Below are 21,292 nucleotides of genomic sequence, written 5' to 3'. Positions count from 1 at the left end.
GTCCTTCGCGCACGCCCTACACGCGCCGCATCTTCGGCAACAGGATGGCCACGACGCCCAGCAGCGGCAGATAGGCGCATAGCTGATAGACATGGCCGATGCTGGTGGCATCGGCCAGCTTGCCCAGCACCGCCGCGCCCAGGCCGCCCATGCCGAACGCAAAACCGAAGAACAGGCCCGCGATCATGCCCACCTTGCCCGGCACCAGTTCCTGGGCATAGACCACGATCGCCGAGAACGCCGAGGCCAGCACCACGCCGATGATGACCACCAGCACGCCCGTCCAGAACAGGTTCGCGTGCGGCAGCATCAGCGTGAAAGGCGCCACGCCCAGGATCGACACCCAGATCACGATCTTGCGGCCGATGCGGTCGCCGACCGGTCCGCCCACGACGGTGCCCACCGCCACGGCAGCCAGGAACAGAAAGAGATACAGCTGCGCCTCGCGCACCGACAGCGCGAATTTGTCGATCAGGTAGAAGGTGAAGTAGCTGTTCAGGCTGGCCAGATAGAAGTACTTCGAGAACACCAGCACGCCCAGCACCGCCAACGCGCCCATCACCTGATGGCGCGTGAGCCCATTGTCCGCGCCCTCGCGGCGCGCGCGCGGCTTGAGCAGCACGCGGTTGGCGCTGTACCAGCGGCCGATCCACATCAGCACCCCGATGCCGAACAGCGCCGCCACCGAGAACCACGCCACGCTGCCCTGCCCGTGCGGAATGATGACCAGCGCGGCCAGAAGCGGTCCCAGCGCCGATCCCACATTGCCGCCCACCTGGAACAGCGACTGCGCCAGCCCGTGCCGCCCCCCCGACGCCATGCGCGCCACCCGCGACGACTCGGGGTGAAACACCGACGAGCCCGTGCCCACCAGCACGGCCGCCACCAGCAGCCAGCCGAAGGACGGCGCCATCGACAGCAGCAAGAGGCCCACCAGCGTGAACCCCATGCCCACGGGCAACGAGTACGGTTTGGGATGCCGGTCGGTGTAAAAGCCGATGAAGGGTTGCAGCAGCGACGCGGCAAGCTGGTAGACCAGGGTAATCAGGCCGATCTGCGTGAACGTCAGGCTGAACGAATCCTTGAGCATCGGATAGATGGCAAGCAGGATCGACTGGATCATGTCGTTCATCAGATGCGCCACGCTGATGGCGCCCAACACCTTGAAGGCGGTGGAGGGATCGGCGGTGGAGGGATCGGATGAAGCGGCCGGTGCCGCGGAGGGGGTGGCAGCCAGGCCGGCGGCGGATTGCTGGGCGGAGTTCATGGGTCGCGCAAGAAGATTGAAGGACGGCCGGCCGGGCGCCGGGATCAGGGCTCCAGTGTAGAAATGCAGCGCCCGCGCGATCTGCCAATTTTCGTCGCCAAAGTGACAAAATAGGCGCATTGCGCTTTTGCGCGCCCCTTCATCCTTTTGCCGGAAGTGACACGATGGTCATGCGTCCCGCCCCCGATCCCGCACGCAGCATCGATGCCCAGGATTACCAGCACCGGCCGCGGGTCGTGACGGCAATGGCCAAGGAATTTCCCGCGGGCGCACAGACCGGCTCGCATTCGCACCCCCGCGCGCAGCTCATCTACGCCATAGACGGCGTGATGCGCGTCACCACGCCCAGCGGCTTCTGGGCCCTGCCGCCGCTGCGCGCGCTCTGGGTGCCGGCGGGCGTGCCGCACGGCGTGGACATGGTGGGCGCGGTCTCCATGCGTTCGCTCTACATCCAGGCCGAGGCGGCAAAAGGCTACTGGCCCCAGTGCCAGGTCATCGAGGTAAGCGGCCTGCTGCGCGAACTGATCCTGGCGCTGACGGCCGAACCCATCGACTACCCGCTCGGGGGACGGATCGAGCAGATTGCAGGGCTGATCCTGGCCGAACTGGCCGCCGCCCGCGTCGTACCCATCCAGATCCCCTGGCCACGCGACCGGCGGCTGCAAGCCATTTGCGCGGCCATCCTGGACCAACCCGGCTTGCAACGCGGCATCGACGATTGGGGCAGCGAGGTCGGCGCCAGCGGCCGCACCTTGATCCGATTGTTTCAAAGCGAACTGGGACTGAACTACCGGCAATGGGTGCAGCAGGTGCGCCTGGCCGACGCCGTGTGCCGCCTGTCGCTGGGCGTGCCGGTGGCTCGGATCGCCGTCGACCTCGGCTACCGCAGCGCCAGCGCGTTCTCGGCGATGTTCCACCGCGCGCTCGGCGCGCCGCCCCAGCGTTACCTGCAATCCGTCCCCGGCGCCGCGCAGCACCTGAATGCAAGCTGAATTCCGCCTGGGCGGGCAGATTTCGTTACCGAAACCTTATTGCGTTCTGGGCGGTCTATAGCGTTCTGACCTAGAATCGCCTGCAATGAGCACCCCCCAGCAATCCTCCGCCAACCCGGGCGGCAAATCGGGCCTCCCCTGGAAACCTCTCCTGGTCAAAGCGGGCATCGCAGCCGCCGGCGCAGCCGTGTGCGGCGCCATCCTGCTCGGCCTCGCGCTGGCCCTGGCGTGGCCCAGCCTGCCCGACCTGCACGCGATGACCGACTACCGGCCGCGCGTGCCGCTGCGCATCTACACCGCGGACAAGGTCTTGATCGGCGAATACGGCGAAGAGCACCGCAATGTGCTGCGTTTCGACGAGATCCCCCCGGTAATGCGCCAAGCCGTGCTGGCGGCCGAGGACGACCGTTTCTACAGCCACGGCGGCGTCGACTGGATGGGCGTTGCGCGCGCCGTGCTGACCAACATCGTCAAGGGCTCCAAGTCCCAGGGCGGCAGCACGATCACGATGCAGGTTGCGCGCAACTTCTATCTGTCATCGGAAAAGACCTACTCGCGCAAGTTCTATGAACTGCTGCTGACGTTCAAGATTGAATCCGAGCTCACCAAGGACCAGATCCTCGAGCTCTACATGAACCAGATCTACCTGGGCCATCGCGCCTATGGTTTCGCGGCCGCTTCGCGCACGTACTTCGGCAAGCCGCTGTCGGAGGTCACCCCGGCCGAAGCCGCCATGCTGGCCGGCATTCCCAAGGCGCCCTCGCGCTTTAACCCCATCACCAACTTCCCGCGCGCGGAAATCCGCCAGCATTACGTGCTGGGCCGCATGAAGACGCTGGGCTACCTGACGCCGGAGCAGACCGAAGAGGCCCTGAACCAGCGCCTCACGATCCGCGGCTCGGACGGCAGCAGCGCGCGCGGCTTCGCGGTGCATGGCGACTATCCGGCCGAGCTGGCCCGCCAGCTGATGTACGGCGTCTTCCAGGAAAACACGTATTCGCAGGGCATCGACGTCTACACCACGATCGATTCCAAGGCCCAGGAAGCCGCCTACCGCGCCGTGCGCGACGGCATCATCGATTACACGCGCCGCGCCGTCTATCCGGGTCCGGAAGACCAGGTCGACCTGCCCGACGGCGTGGAAAAGGATCCGCAGGCGCTCGACGAGGTCCTGGATGGCGTGCAGGAAAAGTCGCCCGACAGCGAAGACCTGCTCGCCGCCGTCGTGCTGGCCGCCAGCCCCACCGAAGTCACCGTGGCGCGCAGCGGACGCGACATCATCACGATCTCGGACAAGAAGGCCCTGGCGGTTGTCGCCCGCGCGCTCAATCCCAAGGCCAGCGACACCCAGCGCATCCGCCGCGGTTCCGTCGTCTACATCCACAAGAACGGCGACAACTGGGAAATCATCAACATGCCGGCGCTGCAGGCCGCGCTGGTATCGATGGTGCCGCAGGATGGCGCCATCCGCGCCATGATCGGCGGCTTTGACTTCAATCGCGGCCACTTCAACCGCGTCACGCAGGCCTGGCGCCAGCCCGGTTCGAACATCAAGCCGTTCGTCTACGCGGCCGCGCTGGAACGGGGCCTCACGCCCGCCACGCAGATTTCCGACCAGCCCTTCATGCTGACGGCCGAGCAGACGGGCTCGAAGGCCTGGCAGCCCAAGAACGACGGCAACAAGTACGAACCCATGCTGACCCTGCGTCAGGGCCTCATGCGGTCCAAGAACATGGTGTCGATCCGCATCCTGCAGGCGATCTCCCCGCAATATGCCCAGGACTACCTGACGCGCTTCGGCTTCGACAAGTCGCGCTGGCCGGCCGTGCTGCCGCTTGCCCTGGGCGCGGGCGGCGCCACGCCGCTGCAGGTCGTCAATGGCTACAGCGTGTTCGCCAACGGCGGCTATCGCGTGACGCCCTACCTCATCGACCACGTCACGGACCGCTCCGGCAACGTGCTGATGAAGGCCCAACCCGTCGTGGCCGGCGATGCGCAGGCGCGCGCCATCGACCCGCGCACCGCCTGGGTCATGGACGACATCCTGCGCGACGTCACCGTCAACGGCACCGCCGCCCGCGCGCACCAGGTGCTCAAGCGCAACGACATCGGCGGCAAGACCGGCACCACGAACGACGCGGTCGACGTCTGGTTCTCGGGCTTCACGCAGACCCTGGCCACCACGGTGTGGATGGGCTTTGACCAGCCCAAGTCGCTGGGCACCAACGAGTTCGGCAGCGGCCTGGCGCTGTCCACCTGGCTGGACTACATGCAGCCCGTGCTCAAGGACGTGCCGCAGGCCAAGCCGGCGCCCCGTCCCGATGGCCTGCTGGTGGACAACGGCGAGTACTACTTCTCCGAATTCCCGCCCGGCCAGGCAGTGGCCTCGCTGGACCTGTCTTCCGGCGACGCGCTGACTGATTTCCTGAACAACAACCGCTCGACGGATGGCGTCGACACCTCGGTCAAGCCGCTGCCTCCGGGCGGCGCCGCGGCCCCGCAAGACAGTCCGATCCAACCGCCGTTGATGCCGATCCCGGTGCCGCGCGCGGACGCCGCGCCTGGCCCGCAGGCGCAGGCCATGCCCGCCGCGGGCGGCGTGCAGCCGCCGGCCCTGCCTGCCGCGGCCGCGCCGGCCGACTCGGCCGGCGTAAGCGCCAGCGCCGTGACCAGCCCCGGTACGGTGACCGCCCGGCCGCTGTAATCGCCGCGCATCACGCAAAACGGGCGCCTCGGCGCCCGTTTTTCTTTTGGGACCCGCCCCCGCTACTCGGCGGCCGCGGCCTCGGTCACGACCTCGCGCGGCCACGCCTGCAGGGATTCCAGATTCAAAAAGGTGAAGTAGCCGCCGTTCCAGCCTTCGGTGTCGATGTGATACACATTGCCCAGCGCAAGCGGCGATGCCACCGGGGTATGCCCCGCCACCACCGCCCTGACGCCCAGGATGCCGGTGCGGTCCATCTGGCGCAGGCGGTCGCGCGACCACTGGCACGCCGCGCTGGTGCGTTTGTAGCGGTCCTGCAACGCGGACTCCAGCCGGGGCCAGAACAGCACCGGGCAATCGGCATGCAGCAGTCCGACCGCGCCCGACGACGTTTCCACCTCGATGGCAATGGGCAGCCGGGTAAAGGCTTCGGCAAACACCGCTTGCCGCTCGGCAGGCAAATCCAGAAACCAGCCGCCGCCGTAACCGCGCCAGTTCTTCACGTCCACTTGCCCGGTGCGCACGTGGCGAATCGCGTAGTCCTCGTGATTGCCTTGCACCGCGTAAAACCACGGCTTTTCCAGCCAGTCCAGCGCGGCCTCGTTCTCGGGCCCGCGGTCGACCAGGTCGCCCACGGAAAAAAGCCGATCGAAGACGGGGTCGAACCCCAGTTCATCCAGCGCCTGTTGCAGACGCGAAAAATGGCCGTGCACGTCACCCACCGCAAAATCGCGGCCGGCTTCATTGCGCGGGACCTTGAGAAAACGCTGCTCCATGATGCTTCGGGTATGCCGCAAGGAAAAATCTGACCCTTCTTTTTAACCCGCTTTGCTCTGTCCCCACGGCCAGCCCGGACGCCGGAAGGGTCAAATAGCGTTACGAGAATCGCTCTTGTTCGTGATAATGTTTCCTCCTTTCCCGTTCCGTTCTTGAGGGGGTAGCGCCTGGCCGCTCCCCCGCCGTCGCCATGACCGCCGCGTCCACCATCAAAACCTGGTATCTGGTCCATAAATGGACCAGCCTGGTCTGCACGATCTTCTTGCTGATCATCTGTCTCACCGGCCTGCCGCTCGTGTTCCATCACGAGATCGAGCACTGGCTGGACGATGCCAAGCCCCTATCGGAGGTGCCTGCCGGCACGCCGCCCGCCAACCTCGACAAGCTTGTGGCGAGCGCCCGCGAGATGTACCCGAACGAGGTCGTCGACTACCTCTTCTTCGACCCCGACGAACCGCAGGTCTTCGTCGGCATGGCCAAGACGCCCGGCGACGGGCAGGCCTCGGGCCATGCCATCCGCATGGACGCGCGCACGGGCGATGTGCTGCTCGACGGCCCGCTCTACACCGAAGACAAGTTTTCGTTCATGGGCGTCATGCTGGCGCTGCATGTGGACCTTTTCGCGGGGCTGGCGGGCGAGCTGTTCCTGGGCTTCATGGGCCTCTTGTTCTGCGTGGCCATCGTGTCGGGCGTCGTGCTGTACGGCCCCTTCATGAAGAAACTGGAATTCGGCACCGTGCGCGCCACGCGCTCGACACGCCTGAAGTGGCTGGACCTGCACAACCTGCTGGGCATCGTCACGCTGGTCTGGGCGTTCGTGGTGGGCGTCACCGGCGTCGTCAACGAACTGTCCACGCCGCTCTTCCGGCTATGGCAGTCCACCGAACTGCCGCGCGTCCTGGAACCCTACAAGGGACAGCCCATCCCCACGCAGCTGGCATCGGCGCAACTGGCGGCAGACACCGCGCGCAAGGCCATGCCCGGCAACGAGGTCTCGTTCATTTCATTCCCCGGCAACGCCTTCGGCAGCCCGCAACACTTCATCGCCTGGATGCGCGGCGACACGCCGCTGACGTCCAAGCTGAATACGCCCGTTCTGATCGACGGCCGGACCGGCGAACTGACGACGGTCGCGCGGATGCCGTGGTACCTGACCGCGCTGGAAGTCTCGCGGCCGCTGCATTTCGGCGATTACGGCGGCCTGCCGCTCAAGATCATCTGGGCGCTGCTCGACCTGATCACCATCGTGGTGCTGGTGAGCGGCCTGTACCTGTGGCTGGCCCGCCGCCGCGCCACCGAGGCGCGCATCAACGACCTCATCAGGAAACACCAGGCAGCCGCCGCCCCGCAAAGGACGCCCGCATGAGCCCGTCCAAAAACAAAGGCAAAGGCGGCCGCGGCTTCCTGTTCGTGTGGGGCATGCCGATCCTGCTGGGCGCCCTCAGCATCTTCGGTCTGCTGGCCGCCTTACTGGGCACCGGCGCGTGGCACTGGGCGTCATGGACTGCCCTCACCATTCTGCTCGTGGTGATCCTGCGCTACTGGGTTTTCCCGCTCGATCACTAGCCGGCCGCTTGCCGGCGCAATCGGGCGGTCCAGGACGGCCGCGCGGCCCCGCTCGCCGCGCCCGCCGTGCCCGCGCCGCTCGTTACGCGAACTTCTCGGGGTCCGGCCCGAGCCGCGGGCCTTCCTTGATGCCGTCGATGGCCGCCATCTCGGCCGGCGACAGTTCGAAGTCGAAGACGTCGATGTTTTCGCGGATCCGCGCTGGCGTGATGGACTTCGGAATCACGACCAGGTCGTGCTGCAGATGCCAGCGCAGCGTCACCTGGGCCGGCGACTTGCCGTGCTTTTGCGCCAGATCCAGGATCACCTTTTCCTTCGTGATGTTGCCCTGCGCAAGCGGGCTCCAGGATTCGGTCACGATGCCATGGCGGGCGTGGAAGGCCCGCAGCGCGGTCTGTGTGAATCCGGGGTGCAGCTCGATCTGGTTGACGGCGGGCGTGACGCCCGACGCGTCGATCAGGCGTTCCAGATTCGCTTGCGTGAAGTTCGACACGCCGATCGATCGCGCGCGGCCATCTTCCTTCATCTCGATCATGGCCCGCCAGGCGTCCAGGAACTTCTCGCTGCCGGCCACCGGCCAGTGAATCAGGTACAGGTCCACGTACGCCAGGCCCAGCTTCTCCAGACTTTCGTCCATCGCCTTGTGCGCGTCGTCGTAGCCATGCCTGTCGTTCCACAGCTTGGTCGTGATGAACAGGTCCTTGCGCGCCACGCCGGCCGACCGCAAGCCCGCACCCACGCCCGCCTCGTTGCCATAGATGGCTGCCGTATCCACCGACCGGTAACCTGCCGCCAGCGCTTCCTTCACGCTGGAGGCGGCCTGATCGTCAGGCACCTGCCACACGCCCAGGCCCAACTGAGGAATCTTGCCTCCGTCGTTCAATTTCACTGCGGGTACCTTCGCCATAAGACCCTCCATAGCATGCAACGCCACCGCGGCGCGGCGAAAACGCGCCCGGTCGCGTAACCAGGGGAGCAGCCGGCCGGCCCCCCGGTTGGAAGAGAAAGAAACGGGCCCGACGCGCTGCGCCCGTGTCGCGATACCGCCTTGACGCCCCCGGTTAAGGTGCACCCGTGCCCAGGGGTTAAGCCTCAAATAGTACCGCTGGTGCCCCATAATGCCCTGCAAACGGCTTAACTCCCCTGGTGGAGCCCGCCTCAACCACGGCATCCCGACCCATGAATCCTCCTGAAACGCGGCCCGGCAAGGGCGGCGGTCTTGCCACGCTTCGCACCCTCTTTCCCTACCTGTGGCCGCCCGGCAAGACCGGCCTGAAGCTGCGCGTGGTGGCGGCACTGCTGTGCCTGTTCGCCGCCAAGGCTGCGACCGTCTACGTGCCCCTGCTGTACAAGCAGGCGGTGGACGAGCTGGGCAAGGGCGCGCCCGGCACGGTGACCGTGCCGCTCGGGCTGATCCTGGCCTACGGCACCGCGCGTGTCTTGTCGCTGCTGTTCTCCGAACTGCGCGACGCGATCTTCGCGCGAGTCGGCCAGCATGCGATCCGTTCCGTCGGCCTGCAGATCTTCCGTCACCTGCACAGCCTGGCGCTGCGCTTTCATCTGGCGCGCCAGACCGGCGGGCTGAACCGCGCCATCGAACGCGGCACCAAGGGCATCCAGACGCTGCTGTCGTTCCTGCTGTTCAACATCCTGCCCACGTTCTTCGAAATCAGCCTCGTCTGCGTCGTGCTGTGGAAGATGTTCGACGGCTGGCTGGCGCTGGCCACCGGCGCCACGGTCGTCCTCTACATGGCCTACACCCTGGCTGTGACCGAATGGCGCACCAAGTTCCGGCGCCAGATGAACGAAACCGACTCCGAGGCCAACACCAAGGCCATCGAAAGCCTGCTGAACTACGAAACGGTCAAGTATTTCGGCAACGAAGAACACGAGGCCCGGCGCTACGACGCGTCGCTCACCCGCTACGAACGCGCCGCCGTGCGCAGCCAGGTCAGCCTGTCGATCCTGAACGTGGGCCAGGCCGCCATCATCTCCGTGGGGCTGACGCTGGTGATGTGGATGGCGGCCAACGGCATCGCCGAGGGCCGCTATACGCTGGGCGACTTCGTGCTGGTCAACACCTACCTGTTGCAGCTCTACACGCCGCTTAGTTTCTTCGGCTTCATCTACCGCGAAATCAAGCAGGCGCTGATCGACATGGAGCGCATGTTCGAGCTGCTGGGCCAGGACCGCGAAGTGGCCGACCGCCCGGGCGCCACGCCGCTGCAGGTCTCGGGCGGCGCCGTCGAATTCCGCGACGTGCATTTCGGCTATGACCCGCGCCGCGCCATCCTGAAGGGCGTCAGCTTTTCCATACCCGCTGGAAAAACGGTGGCCGTGGTCGGCACCTCGGGCGCCGGCAAGTCCACGATCGCGCGCCTGCTGTTCCGCTTCTATGACGCGGACAGCGGCGCCATCCTGATCGACGGCCAGGACGTGCGCGACGTCACGCAGGCCAGCGTGCGCGCGGCGATCGGCGTCGTGCCGCAGGACACCGTGCTGTTCAACGACACCATCCGCTACAACATCGGCTACGGGCGGCCCGGCGCCACAGAAGCGGAAATCGAGGCCGCCGCGCGCCTGGCGCACATCCACGACCTCATCCTGACCATGCCGGACGGCTACGACACCCTGGTGGGCGAGCGCGGCCTGAAGCTGTCGGGCGGCGAAAAGCAACGCGTCGCGATTGCCCGCACCATCCTCAAGAATCCGGCCATCTTCCTGTTCGACGAAGCCACCAGCGCCCTGGACACCCATACCGAACGCGAGATCCAGGCCAACCTGCGCGAGGTCAGCCAGGGCCGCAGTACGCTGATCATCGCGCACCGCCTGTCCACGGTGGCCGACGCGGACGAGATCATCGTGCTGGCAGACGGCCGCATCGTCGAGCGCGGCCGTCATCCGCAACTGCTCGCCCAGGGCGGCATCTACGCCGGCATGTGGACACGCCAGCAGGAGAGCGCACGGTCCGCGCCCGCGGATTGACAAGCCGCGCCCCCTGTCCGAACATCGCACCCTTTGACAGCCAGGTCTCCCATGCAGGATTCCCCCACCCTTCCCGAAGTGCTCGTCTGCGCCGCCGGCGACCTGGTCAACGGCGGCCTGGGCGTGAAGGTGCCCGTGACCGATGGCGCGGGCCGCACCACCGCCTTCTTCGTGCGCTTCCAGGATCAGGTGCATGGGTACCTGAACCGCTGCGCCCACATCGGCGTGGAGCTCGATTGGGAAGGCAGCTTCTTCACCCGCGCGGGCGACCTCATCATGTGCGCCCGCCACGGCGCCACCTACCAGCCCGACACGGGCGTTTGCGTGGGCGGGCCCTGCAAGAACGGACGCCTGACCACGCTGGCCGTCACCGAGCGCGACGGCAGCGTCTTCTGGCAGCCCGCCGGCAAGATCCAGCCGCTGGACGCAGCCGCCTGATCCCATCGCCAGGCGGCCCGCCGCGCGGAGGCCGGGGGCCTTACGCCCGGGCCGGCACCGCCGCCGCCGGTTCCTCGCGCTCGGCATAGCGCCGCGCCAATACCGCGCAAACCATCAGCTGCATCTGATGAAAGATCATCAGCGGCAGCACCACCACGCCCATCTGCGACGTGCCGAACAGCACCGTCGCAAGCGGAATGCCCGACGCCAGCGACTTCTTCGATCCGCAAAACACCAGCGTGATCTCGTTCTCCTTGGTCATCCCCAGCTTGCGGCTGCCCCACGTCGTGATCACCAGCACCGATCCCAGCAGCAAGGCGTTCACCAGCACCATCGTGGCCAGGTCGATGGCCGGAAACGCGTGCCAGATGCCTTGCGCGACGGCTTCGCTGAACGCGGTGTAGACGGCCAGCAGAATCGAGCTGCGGTCGACCTTGGACAGCGTGCGGCTGTTGCGCAGCGCCCACGCCCCGATCCACGGCCGCAGCAGACTGCCCACCGCGAACGGCAGCAACAGCTGCAACAGGATGCGGCCGGCGTCGGCCAGACCATGCCCGCCGCCCTGGCGATGCAGCAAAACGGCCACCAGCAGCGGCGTCAGCACGGTGCCCAACAGGTTGGAGGCCGTCGCCGCGCAGATCGCGCCCGGCACGTTGCCCCGCGCCATCGAGGTAAAGGCAATCGAGGACTGCACGGTGGAAGACAGCGTGCAGACGAACAGCACGCCCAGCCACAGCGACGGCGTCAGCAGCCCGGGAAACAGGGCGCGCAGACCCAGCCCCAAGGCGGGAAACAGCAGGAAGGTGCAGGCCAGGATCAGCCCGTGCAGGCGCACGTCCTTCACGCCGGACACGATGGCGTCCGTGGACAGCCGCGCTCCGTGCAGGAAGAACAGCAGCGAAATCGCCACATTGCTGGCCACCATCATGAACGTCGCGCCCTTGCCCACCGCCGGGAAAAAGCTGGCGAACGCCACGGTGGCGATCAGGATGAGCGTGAATTGGTCGGGCAGAAAGCGGCGCATGGCAGGGACGTGTCGAAGAAAATGCGCCCACTATAGGCGCGCCCCTTGCCATCGTGAAGGCCACTGGGTACTTTAACTGTCATCGGCATTTCCTATGACCAGACCGCGCCCATGCTCAATCCCCTGTGGCTCAAGACCTTCGCGGCCGCCGCCGGCGCGCCAAGCTTCACCGAGGCCGCCCGCCGGCTGGGCCTGACTCAGCCCACCGTCAGCGAACACATCCGGCAGCTCGAATCGGCCGTGAATCGCCGGCTGTTCCAGCGCGACACGCATTCGCTCGCCCTGACCAGCGATGGCCGCAGCCTGCTCGTGCATGCCGAAATCATCCTGGCCGCCCACGAAAAAGCCGAACGCCTGTTCGATGCGCCACGGCTGCGCGGCCGGATCCGGCTCGGCACCTCGGACGATCTGGCGATGGGTCCCCTACCCGACGTGCTGGCGGCGTTCCGGCTTGCGCATCCCGAAGTGGAGCTGGACCTGACCATCGGCGTCACCAGCGAGCTCTACAAGCTGCTGGACGACAACCGCCTGGATGTGATGATCGGCAAGCGCCGGCGTGGCGACCGCCGCGGCCAGACGCTGCACAAAGAGGCGCTGCTGTGGCGCGCCAAGGAAGGCTTGCGGATCGTGTCCGACGAACCGCTTCCGCTGATCCTGCTGCGCGAACCCAGCGTCACACGCACGCTGACGCTGGACGCGCTGGCGCGCGCCGGACGAAGCTGGCAAATCGTCTGCACCAGCACCAGCTACGCAGGCTGCCAGGCGGCCGCGCGCGCGGGATTGGGCATCACCGTCCAACCCTCGCACCTGTCCACCGCCGGCCTGTCGGCGCCCGCGGGCGCGGCCAACCTGCCCGCGTTGCCGCCGGTGGAATTCATCGTGATCTCGGCCCCGGCGCCGGGCAAACCCACCCGCGCGCTGATCGACATCCTCATGCGCAGCACCCTGACCTGACCCGCCTGACGGCGCCCTACTCGGGCAACGGGTCCGGCACGCCGTCCGCATCCACGGACTTCACCCGGTCCAGCGCATTGCGCGCCGCCGACATGGCCTCGATCGTGCTGCGAAAGCGCCGCGAAAGGAATATCTCGAAGGCCTGGCTCTCCGGCTCGGGCGCAGCCGCTTCGGCGCCGGGCCCGGCGTCATCGGCAGGCGCAGGCGCTTCGGCGGCCTTCACGGGCAGGCGCCGCGTCTCCAGAAACGCGCGCGCGGGGATGCGCCCCTCGGGCTGGGTCGCATAGGCGACCACTGAAAATCCATCGATGATCTTCTCGGACATTGCGGTTTCCTTGGGCGCGATCGACCGGGTGCGCCGACACGTTCACAACGGCTTGCCCCAAGAAAACTTAAGCCGGGACCGGCGCGGGATTCCGCCCTGCACGCCGGTTATTCAAACGACTCTATTTTGTCGACGAGACCGCTTGCGCGCGCACGCGCACATAGGCCGCCACCTGTTCCAGCACATGCGACAGATCCGCGCGCAACGCGTCAAAACCCGCGTTGCGTTCCCGCGTGGCTTCGTCCATGTAGAGCGGACGGCGGATCTCAACCTGCAGGCTGTGCCGGTTCAGCGCGGGCTGGCCAATCTGCGCGATCAGCTGCACGCCCTTGTACGGGTCGTTGCGCGCCACCGTGTAGCCCTTGTCGCGCAGCGCCGTCTCGATCAGCGCAATGAACTCCGGCTCGCACGTCGTGCCGTCGCGGTCGCCCAGCACGAAGTCGGCAAGCGGATGTTCGCTCTGGCGTCCCAGCCGCTCATAGGCGTCGTTCGGCATCGAATGCAGATTCAGGTGCCATACCGCGCCGAAGCGCTCGTGGACGTGCCGGATCGCCGTGGCCAAGGCCGCGTGATAAGGCTCGTAGTACGCCTGGATGCGATGCCGCACCTGCGCCAGCGTCAGCTTGCGGTCGTAGATCGGCGTGGCCTTGTCCATGCGGCGCCAGATCAGACCCTTGCCCAGCCGCGTCTTTTCGCCGGGGTCCAGCGGCTCGGGCCAGGGCTCGGCCAGCAGCTCCGGATCCAGATCCTGCAAGGTGCGGTTCGGGTCGATGTAGACGCGCGGAAAATTGGCCGCGACCAGCGTCGCGCCCAGCGCGGGCGCCGCCGACCACAACGCGTCCACGTGCGTGTCCTCGCCCTGGCGCAATTGCGCCAGCGTGGCCGAGGCGCCGAAGTCATCGGGATAGCGCTCGCCGCTATGCGGCGAATCACAGACCAGCGGCAACGCGGGCCCGGTGGGTTCATGCACGGAAACAGCGGGGAAGTCGGCGGTCGTCATCGTTCAATCAGCCTGGATGTTGGCGGTCTTGGCCACTTTTGCGTAGCGGGCCAGGGCCTGGTCGATCTGCACCTGGAATTCTTGCGGCGTCGTGGGCATCAGCGTATCACCCACGTCTTCGGCCTTCTTGCGGAATTCCGGATCTTCCATCGCGGCGCGGACGGCCTTGTTCAGACGCTCCACCACGGCCTGCGGCGTGCCGGCCGGCGCGACCAGGCCGAACCAGCCGCCGGTGCCCATGTCGGGATAGCCCAGCTCGATGTAGGTGGGCACGTCGGGCAGCAGCGGCGAGCGCTCGGCGCCCAGCACTGCCAGCGGACGCAGCTTGCCGCCCAGCACCTGCGGCAGCGTCGACGACAGGTTGTCCGTGATCGCGTCCACCTGCCCGCCCATCACATCGTTCAACGCCGGCCCCGCGCCCCGGTACGGCACGTGCAGCAGCTTGATGCCGGACAGCATCATGAAATTCTCGATGTTCACGTGCCCCAGCGAGCCCACGCCCGGCGACGCGAAGCTGTAGCGTTCGGGCGCGCCCTTGGCCAGCGCGACGAATTCGGCCATGTTCTTGGCCGGGACATTGGGGTTGATCGCAAAGATGCTGGGCACGGCCAGCACGTTGGCCACCGGCACGAAATCCTTGACCGGGTCGTAGTTCATCTTGCGGAACACGGCCGGATTCGACCCGTGCGTGCTCATGGTCGCCATGCCGATCGTGTAGCCGTCCGGCGTGGACCGGGCCACCTGTTCCATGCCCAGCGATCCGCCGGCGCCCGCCTTGTTCTCGACGACGATGGTCTGCTTCAGGTCGCGGCCCGCGTACTCGGCTACAAGCCGCGCCACGATGTCGGTCGACCCGCCCGCGGCAAACGGCACCACCAGCTTGATCGGACGAGCGGGATAGTCGGCGGCATGCGACATGCCGGCAAAGGACAACGTGGCAAACATGCCGGCGAGCGCAAAGCGCGCGGACCGGCCAAAAAGACGGCGGGACATGAGGCGACTCCTGGGTTGTCGTGCTGAAGGCCGCCAGTGTCCAAACTTTACGATCCCCTTTCAAACGACTATATTGCACTCCTTCATTACCAAAGGTCATGCTAGATGCGCCTGCATTCGCCCTCGATGTCCGAGCTGCATGCCTTCGTGACCGCGGCCCGGCTGGGCAGCTTCACCCAGGCAGCAGAGGTGCTGTGCGTGACCCAGGGCGCCGTCAGCCGCGCCATCTCGCGCCTTGAGGCGCACTTCGGCCAGCCGCTCATGCACCGCAATGCCCACGGCCTCACGCTGACCGAGACCGGCCGCAAGCTGTACGACGGCGCACAGGCGCCCCTGCATGCGATTGAAGCGCTCAGCACGGAATTGCGCGCTGACGACCGCCGGCTGCGCCTGACCCTATCCTCGGTGCCCACGCTGGCCAGCGCGTGGCTCGTGCCGCGTCTGCCGGACTTCCACCAGCGCCACCCGGACATCCAGCTCGGATTCTCGGCCTACCGCCGCAACGAAGACTTCTCCGGCGCCACGCCGGATGCGAGCATTCTGTCGGGCACACCAGACCAGTGGCCGGGCTGGCACGCGGACTACGTCATCGGCCGCGAAATGGTCGTGATCTGCCACCCCGGGCGTCTGGCGGCACGCCAGGCCAAGAGCCTGTGGAGCACGCCGCAGGGCTTGTTGGGCGAGCCCCTGCTGTATCACACCAATGGCCGGGAAAACTGGGCCCAATGGTTCGCCGCGGCCGGCGTGCCTCGCGCCAGCGTCACGTTGTCGAACGGGTTCGATCAGGTATCGATCCTGATCCGTGCGGTCATGGCCGACATGGGCATCGCTGTGTTGCAACGCTGCCTGGTCCGAGACGAACTGCAGGCTGGCCGCGTCGCCGCCCCCTTCCCGGAACTGGCCATCCGTATCGACCGCGGCTACCACCTCTGCGCGCCCGCGCAGCGGCGCGATCACTACGCCCTGGCGTGTTTCCGCCAATGGCTGCTGGAAACCGCCAGCCTGGATCCTGACGTCATGGCGGCCAGCGCTCCCGCCTGAGCTTCAAGCGCCATCGTGCGGGGAATGCCCGCGCATGCAACCAAAAGCAACGGGCCCCATAACGGGGCCCGTGTCGTACGAGTTGCCGGCGGATCCGGTCAGGGCGCGAGCTTGAAGCCCAGGTCCACGCCCCACTTGTCGGTCTCGCGCAGCCATTTCGCGCCGCAATTCAGGCAGCGGAAGTGGTCTTCGCGGCTTTCCTCCCGGCCCTTCTGCGTTGGGTTGGTAAATCCTTGATGTCCCAGGTGCGAATGCGGCGCAACACCGGCAAGGCCTGGATTAATGCGTTGGCAAGCCAAGCACATAACGCTCATTGATGCTTCCCCACAAACAGTGTTAGCAAATTGTAAGGGATTTCACCAATGTCTTTCTATTACTTCGCCCTCAACCTGGGAATAAAAATTGTTAACGTGATTAGGATACAACGTTTTGTAACGCGGTCAGGCAGGTCGCCAAGTGATAAGGCGAGGTCGACGGCATGTCGGCCCGCGTCACGTTGCCCTTCGCATCCAGGCATTCGTGCCAGCCGCCCGGATGCAGAAACCGCTCGCGAAAGCTTGACAGGGCCGTTTGCAGGGCCGGCAGATCGCCCATCACGGCCAAGACCCTCAGGTATTCCGTCTGCGCCCAGATCCGGCGCGTATCGTCCGCCACGGCCCCCGATTCATCCAGCGACGCGATCACCCCCGCGGCATCCACGCCATGGGCGCGTGACCATTGCACGGCGCGCGGCAATGTTTCAGCGAGATCCAGGCCTTCGAACACCTGCGCCGATTCGTGCACGAGGGACAGCCATTCGAATTGATGACCCGGCTCCAGCCGGTTGCCTGCGCTGCCCTGCAACGCCTCGGATACGCATTGCGTGGGCGCGTGAACGAAGAACTGGCTGACGCCTTGCGCAAGCTCGCGCAGGTGCTGCGCAAACCCCGCCGGTTCGGCAACCTGCGCCGCCGCCAGATAGGCTTCGGTCAGGTGCATCATGGGGTTTTGCGCCGGCGGCTTCAAAGGTTGGGAAAAGTCCGCGCTCAGCGCCGCGTGGTACAGCGAATCCGTGGTCTTGAAACGCGCCTCGATCGTGCGCGCCGTGGCCAGCATCAGCTTGCGCGCGTGCGCATTGCGGCTGCGCTGGAAATACGCCGACGCGGCCAATACGATGAACGCGTGCGTGTACAGGTCCTGGGTATCGTCCAGCGGCCGAGCCTGCGCGTCGACGCTATAGCGCCAACCGCCATGCTCGTCCTGAAAAACTCGACGCAGGGAGTCGAAGAGGCGATCAGCGTGCTGCGCGGCCGCGTCTCCGGGCGCCTGCGCAAAAACATAAAGCTGGCGCGCGCACGCCATGGCGCGATAACGCGTCACGGGCAGCGGTTCACCGCTGGCGGCGTCCAAGGATTCGTAAGGCAGTCCGAGCGCGTCGTTGAAGCCGCGGTCCAACCACATGGGCAACACGACAGAATCAAAATGCGCCCGCAGCGCGCGGATATCATCCGCAAGAAAGGAATTGGTCTGTGCGGCAGTCATCTTGGAACGGCGCAAACCCGACGAGGGCCCCAGGTTTTGGAGCAGCAACGATAACCGAAATCGTCGTCGCCATCTCGTAGGAATCCGCCACGTGCTCATGCACACACAGACCGGTCGTGCCGATCAGCTCCGTCCAGGGTGCAAGCCCTATCGGAAGATATTTTCCTCTACCCAGTTTTGCGCGAAGATTTCCGCGCGATCACGAGCTTCGTCCAACGAAGCGCAGTTGCCCAAGTGGGAAAACGCGGCATCCACTTCGGTGCCGCCCTCAGCCGTAACCGTCAGCAATACGCCATATCCGCCGGTGTCCATGGCCGCTGTGGAAACGTCGATCAGTACTTCCTGGTCACGATGCTGCATGTGCTACCTCCCAGTCGGTTACCTAAACGCGCGAACCACGCGTGACGTGCAACAGGACAAAATTTCCCGCGCAAGACAATAGACCTTCAAACGTCACGCAAAGTTCATCTTACTGGCGAGACGCTGGGCCGGATACGACGGAAAGATGTCAATTCGCACATTCCGTCTCAGGATATGCCGGACAGCACAGGGGCGGCGGCGAGGCGCACGAAATACTGCGAAAACATTCGCAACCATGCGGTAAGTTCGTTGCCCCCTTGGGCACGCGAACGCTGGCATGGTGCGTAGCCGGCGATTGCCGCAAATGTGCGACGACCGCAAATGGCCTAACGCAAATGGATGGCGCCCGGCTCTTCCATGCGTAGCGAGAGCCTGCCCTTGTCGGTGATGACCCAGCGGCCGTCTGCGCCGGCCTGAATGCAGCGCAATGTCTCAAGCGCTTGCGCGACGTTTGCGGGCACGTCGGTCTGGACTGCGCCGGGCTCGTTGTTGTCGGCCACGACGCGCAGCCAATGTCCCAGTTCGCCCTTTTCGAAACGATGCAATGCCATGCGTGGTTCTCTCGTGAATTTGTCTACGATAGCATGGCCGTCAAGCCCGTCCGGCACGTGTCAGCCAATGGTCAGCCAAGCAGACGCGGCACCGACGACGCCAGCAACGCAACGCCCGAAACCGTCAACAGGCCCAGTACGACGCGGCGGAACGCCACGTCGCTGATGCCGACATACACGCGCGTGCCCAAGAGTGTCGGCACCAGCATTGCCGGCACGATCAGCGCAAAGAGGGGCAGCATGTCGCGTGTGACCACGCCAGTCAGCACATAACTGGCCATCGTCACCATCAGCATCGACAAGTTGAAGTTCTGGATCACCGCGCGCTGCACGTCGCGGTCAAAGCCGCGCAAGGTGCACCACAACGTCGGAATCACCCCGGTGAACCCGCCCAGCCCGCCCATGACCCCGCCAATCGCGCCCGCGACGCCATCGGCAACTTTGCCGCCTACCGTGATGCGCGGGATGCGCGCGGCAAACAGCATGATCGGGCACCAGATCGCGAGCAGCCCGCCGATGAAGGCCTTGAACACCGTCGGATCCAGATGCGGCAGCACTTTCACGCCTAGCGGAATGCCCAGCAATCCGCCGGCGATGAATGGCAGCAGATGCGCGGTGGCAAAGCCCCGGCGCACGGTAAAAGCCGCCAGCAACTGTCCGGTCAACGCGCCAAACACCGCCATCGCCGCAGCCAGCCGCGGGTCCACGGTCCAGGCCCAGAACGACATGGCCACCATGCCGAAACCAAAGCCGGACAAGCCTTGCACGAAGCCCGCGGCCATGGCGCCCACCACGACCACTACATATAACGAGTCCATATCCGCTGCGCGTTCCGCATGACGTGCCGGCACCATTTCCGGCGCACGCCATTCTAGAGCCTTCTATGAAGGTCGCAGCGCCAACGGCCGCAGGCGCGCGGCCAGCGCCGAGGCCGCCACGCTGGCCGCGATCAGCGCAAGCCCAAGCGCCAGGTCCGGCGAGATGCGTTCGTGGAACACGACGGACGACACGATCAGCCCGATCACCGGCACGCACAGCATCGCAATGGACGTCGCGGCCGGCGGCAGCTTCTGCGTCATGCTCAGCACGACAATGAACGTCAGCGCAGTGGCAAGCGGTCCGGTGTAGAGGATCAGCGGCCAGGCTTGCGCATCGGCCAGAAAGGTCGGCGCGCCGTCACGCATCCAGGCCAGCGCGGCCAGCGGTATCGTGGCCAATGCGGTCTGCCAGGGAATCATGTCGGCGCCCAGGCGAACGTGGCGATTGGCGCGCAGCTGGATGATGTTGCAGGCCCATGCGAACGATGCGCCAAGCAGCATCACCAGACCGATGACGGTGTGCGCCTGCCACGGGCTGAACGCGGGCGCCACGATGACGCCGATGCCTGCGTAGCTCAGCGCCGTCGCCAGCCATTGGCCCATCGACAGGCGCTCTTTCAGGATCAGCGACGACAGCGGGATCACCCAGATGGACGTCGCATAGGCAATGACCGACGCGCGTCCAGGCGCCACATACTGCAACGCCCACAGCGCGAGGGCGGTGAAGGCGCCCATCTGCAGCAAGGCCACACCCGCGACCAGCGGCCATTCCTGGCGTGTCGGCAAACGCAGGCGACCCAGCAGGGCCAGCACCAGCACGCTGATGAGCGCGGCGGATCCGAACCGGCTGGCAGCCAGCCACAACGGGCTCATGTGGGCCAGCCCCAGTTTCATCACGGGCCAATTCCCTCCCCAGATGGCGACCGCACCCGCAAGCGGGAGAAACCTGCGAAGACTGCCTTGCTGACTCATCACTACCCTGCTCTGCCGCTGAATATTCTGCATTCCGGCCAAATGGCCGAAGAACGGAACAGTCTATAGGGTAAACCCCAGCATTTTTGACCGCTTTATGCGTCGTTTGCCGGCATACTCGGCACACATGCACCGTAAAACCGCCGTCTTGAGGTGACTTATGCCGGAAATCAACCTGGATGCCACCGACATCCGCATCCTGAACGAATTGCAGCGCGACGCCAGGCTCACCAATGTGGAACTTGCCGCCCGCGTGAATCTGTCCGCCTCGCCTTGCCTGGCGAGAGTGCGGCGACTGGAAACCGAAGGACTCATCGACCGCCGCGTCACGCTCTTGAACGCGCGCAAGCTGGGCCTGAAGGTGAACGTCTTCATTCAGATCTCGCTCGACAAGCAACGCAAGGCCGCGCTGGATGTGTTCGAACGCGAGATCGCGGTGCTGCCCGAAATCATGGAGTGCTACCTGATGTCGGGCGACGCCGACTACCTGATCCGCGCGCTCGTGCCCGACGTCGATGCGCTGGAACGGCTGATCGTCGAACACATCACGCGCATTCCCGGGGTGGCAAGCATCCGGTCCAGCTTTGCGTTGAAGCAGGTGCTCTACACCACCGCCGTGCCGCTGGCCTGACGCCGCATCTGGTATCCATCGAGCGCTTGCGGGATTGCGGCGGCAAGCCCACAATCAAATTGCATGGCGCCGTTTCGTTCATTCCGGCGCCAGCATCCCTCCCATCGCTTAGCAAGGAGCACACCATGCCCGAAACCGACTGGTTCCCCGGCAACACGCTACCCGATCGTCAGGGTTACTTCGAAGTGGAGTTCGCCTCCGGCGAAACTGAAATCACGCGCTACGGCATGCTGGGCTGGGAGCCCGAAGAAGAGCGCGGCCACATCCTTCGCTGGCGCGGTCTGGACCCCGCCATCGAGCAAGCCGAAATCGATCGCGAAACCGCCGTCCTCAAAAACAGCGATGACGTGATCGGCTGACCGGCCGGCAAAGG

General features: G+C 65.8%; 23 protein-coding genes. 10 read left to right on the top strand and 13 right to left on the bottom strand.

Annotation, left to right across the window (positions count from 1 at the left end; genetic code table 11):
• Window positions 1–16 precede the first annotated feature (16 nt).
• The gene (locus LN047_RS09745; protein WP_373981612.1) at window positions 17–1,267 is read right to left on the bottom strand and encodes an MFS transporter; all 1,251 of its coding nucleotides are present in this window, start codon (window positions 1,265–1,267) and stop codon (window positions 17–19) included.
• A 164-nt stretch (window positions 1,268–1,431) separates the two neighbouring features.
• Here LN047_RS09745 and LN047_RS09740 point away from each other — a divergent pair, with 164 nt between their 5' ends.
• Both LN047_RS09740 and LN047_RS09735 read left to right on the top strand, forming a co-directional pair.
• Window positions 1,432–2,259: a helix-turn-helix transcriptional regulator gene (locus tag LN047_RS09740; RefSeq protein ID WP_373981611.1), complete on the top strand. Its 828-nt coding sequence runs from the start codon at window positions 1,432–1,434 to the stop codon at window positions 2,257–2,259.
• 85 nt (window positions 2,260–2,344) lie between these two features.
• On the top strand, window positions 2,345–4,963 hold the full coding sequence (locus tag LN047_RS09735) for a penicillin-binding protein 1A (protein WP_062841860.1): 2,619 nt from the start codon (window positions 2,345–2,347) through the stop codon (window positions 4,961–4,963).
• A 62-nt stretch (window positions 4,964–5,025) separates the two neighbouring features.
• Here LN047_RS09735 and LN047_RS09730 read toward each other — a convergent pair whose 3' ends face one another.
• Complete coding sequence (locus LN047_RS09730; RefSeq protein WP_217617836.1) at window positions 5,026–5,739, bottom strand: metallophosphoesterase; 714 nt, start codon at window positions 5,737–5,739, stop codon at window positions 5,026–5,028.
• A gap of 191 nt (window positions 5,740–5,930) precedes the next feature.
• On the opposite strand from LN047_RS09730, the gene LN047_RS09725 reads away from it, so the two are divergent.
• Together LN047_RS09725 and LN047_RS09720 are read left to right on the top strand one after the other, a co-directional pair.
• Window positions 5,931–7,106: a PepSY-associated TM helix domain-containing protein gene (locus LN047_RS09725; RefSeq protein WP_373981610.1), complete on the top strand. Its 1,176-nt coding sequence runs from the start codon at window positions 5,931–5,933 to the stop codon at window positions 7,104–7,106.
• A complete protein-coding gene (locus tag LN047_RS09720; protein ID WP_262760373.1) occupies window positions 7,103–7,306 on the top strand; it encodes a hypothetical protein in 204 nt (67 codons plus the stop codon). The genes LN047_RS09725 and LN047_RS09720 overlap by 4 nt, the downstream gene beginning before the upstream one ends.
• A gap of 82 nt (window positions 7,307–7,388) precedes the next feature.
• Here the strand turns inward: LN047_RS09720 and LN047_RS09715 are convergent, their stop codons facing one another.
• Complete coding sequence (locus tag LN047_RS09715; RefSeq protein WP_223575138.1) at window positions 7,389–8,213, bottom strand: aldo/keto reductase; 825 nt, start codon at window positions 8,211–8,213, stop codon at window positions 7,389–7,391.
• A 272-nt stretch (window positions 8,214–8,485) separates the two neighbouring features.
• Here LN047_RS09715 and LN047_RS09710 point away from each other — a divergent pair, with 272 nt between their 5' ends.
• Both LN047_RS09710 and LN047_RS09705 read left to right on the top strand, forming a co-directional pair.
• Window positions 8,486–10,291, top strand: a complete 1,806-nt coding sequence (locus tag LN047_RS09710; protein ID WP_062841864.1) for an ABC transporter ATP-binding protein/permease — start codon at window positions 8,486–8,488, stop codon at window positions 10,289–10,291.
• Window positions 10,292–10,342: 51 nt separating this feature from the next.
• Complete coding sequence (locus LN047_RS09705) at window positions 10,343–10,729, top strand: Rieske (2Fe-2S) protein (protein WP_373981609.1); 387 nt, start codon at window positions 10,343–10,345, stop codon at window positions 10,727–10,729.
• A gap of 40 nt (window positions 10,730–10,769) precedes the next feature.
• On the opposite strand, the gene LN047_RS09700 is transcribed toward LN047_RS09705, so the two are convergent.
• Entirely contained in the window at window positions 10,770–11,753 is a 984-nt protein-coding gene (locus LN047_RS09700) for a bile acid:sodium symporter family protein (protein ID WP_056315950.1), read from the bottom strand.
• 111 nt (window positions 11,754–11,864) lie between these two features.
• Here LN047_RS09700 and LN047_RS09695 point away from each other — a divergent pair, with 111 nt between their 5' ends.
• Window positions 11,865–12,707 (top strand): LysR family transcriptional regulator, encoded by an 843-nt coding sequence (locus LN047_RS09695; RefSeq protein ID WP_062841866.1) that lies wholly within the window; start codon window positions 11,865–11,867, stop codon window positions 12,705–12,707.
• A gap of 16 nt (window positions 12,708–12,723) precedes the next feature.
• Here LN047_RS09695 and LN047_RS09690 read toward each other — a convergent pair whose 3' ends face one another.
• From LN047_RS09690 to LN047_RS09680, 3 genes are all read right to left on the bottom strand, one after another.
• Window positions 12,724–13,032, bottom strand: a complete 309-nt coding sequence (locus LN047_RS09690; protein ID WP_217617833.1) for a hypothetical protein — start codon at window positions 13,030–13,032, stop codon at window positions 12,724–12,726.
• A 121-nt stretch (window positions 13,033–13,153) separates the two neighbouring features.
• Window positions 13,154–14,032: an N-formylglutamate amidohydrolase gene (locus LN047_RS09685; RefSeq protein WP_373981608.1), complete on the bottom strand. Its 879-nt coding sequence runs from the start codon at window positions 14,030–14,032 to the stop codon at window positions 13,154–13,156.
• 3 nt (window positions 14,033–14,035) lie between these two features.
• Window positions 14,036–15,025 carry a Bug family tripartite tricarboxylate transporter substrate binding protein gene (locus LN047_RS09680; protein WP_373981607.1) on the bottom strand — a complete coding sequence of 330 codons (990 nt, stop codon included), beginning with the start codon at window positions 15,023–15,025 and terminating at the stop codon, window positions 14,036–14,038.
• A gap of 105 nt (window positions 15,026–15,130) precedes the next feature.
• Here LN047_RS09680 and LN047_RS09675 point away from each other — a divergent pair, with 105 nt between their 5' ends.
• Complete coding sequence (locus tag LN047_RS09675) at window positions 15,131–16,066, top strand: LysR substrate-binding domain-containing protein (RefSeq protein ID WP_373981606.1); 936 nt, start codon at window positions 15,131–15,133, stop codon at window positions 16,064–16,066.
• 98 nt (window positions 16,067–16,164) lie between these two features.
• Here the strand turns inward: LN047_RS09675 and LN047_RS09670 are convergent, their stop codons facing one another.
• The 6 genes from LN047_RS09670 to LN047_RS09645 form a co-directional block, all read right to left on the bottom strand.
• Complete coding sequence (locus tag LN047_RS09670; protein WP_006388022.1) at window positions 16,165–16,380, bottom strand: hypothetical protein; 216 nt, start codon at window positions 16,378–16,380, stop codon at window positions 16,165–16,167.
• A 100-nt stretch (window positions 16,381–16,480) separates the two neighbouring features.
• A complete protein-coding gene (locus tag LN047_RS09665) occupies window positions 16,481–17,587 on the bottom strand; it encodes an AGE family epimerase/isomerase (protein ID WP_373981605.1) in 1,107 nt (368 codons plus the stop codon).
• A gap of 147 nt (window positions 17,588–17,734) precedes the next feature.
• Window positions 17,735–17,947 carry a hypothetical protein gene (locus LN047_RS09660; RefSeq protein ID WP_006218759.1) on the bottom strand — a complete coding sequence of 71 codons (213 nt, stop codon included), beginning with the start codon at window positions 17,945–17,947 and terminating at the stop codon, window positions 17,735–17,737.
• 326 nt (window positions 17,948–18,273) lie between these two features.
• Window positions 18,274–18,498 carry a hypothetical protein gene (locus LN047_RS09655; RefSeq protein WP_056315937.1) on the bottom strand — a complete coding sequence of 75 codons (225 nt, stop codon included), beginning with the start codon at window positions 18,496–18,498 and terminating at the stop codon, window positions 18,274–18,276.
• A gap of 71 nt (window positions 18,499–18,569) precedes the next feature.
• A complete protein-coding gene (locus LN047_RS09650) occupies window positions 18,570–19,316 on the bottom strand; it encodes a sulfite exporter TauE/SafE family protein (RefSeq protein ID WP_373981604.1) in 747 nt (248 codons plus the stop codon).
• Between the two features lie 63 nt (window positions 19,317–19,379).
• The gene (locus LN047_RS09645; protein WP_373981603.1) at window positions 19,380–20,288 is read right to left on the bottom strand and encodes a DMT family transporter; all 909 of its coding nucleotides are present in this window, start codon (window positions 20,286–20,288) and stop codon (window positions 19,380–19,382) included.
• Between the two features lie 160 nt (window positions 20,289–20,448).
• Between LN047_RS09645 and LN047_RS09640 the strand changes: the two genes are divergently transcribed.
• Window positions 20,449–20,919, top strand: a complete 471-nt coding sequence (locus tag LN047_RS09640; RefSeq protein WP_006226939.1) for an Lrp/AsnC family transcriptional regulator — start codon at window positions 20,449–20,451, stop codon at window positions 20,917–20,919.
• 125 nt (window positions 20,920–21,044) lie between these two features.
• Window positions 21,045–21,278, top strand: coding sequence for a hypothetical protein (locus LN047_RS09635; protein WP_056315928.1), 234 nt, complete (start codon window positions 21,045–21,047; stop codon window positions 21,276–21,278).
• Window positions 21,279–21,292 lie beyond the last annotated feature (14 nt).

Source organism: Achromobacter sp. JD417, from assembly GCF_041879325.1.
In the GTDB taxonomy this organism is placed as follows: Bacteria; Pseudomonadota; Gammaproteobacteria; order Burkholderiales; family Burkholderiaceae_B; genus Achromobacter; species Achromobacter mucicolens.
The sequence above is the reverse complement of the archived record's forward strand: the minus strand, read 5'-3'. Positions and strand labels throughout refer to the sequence as shown.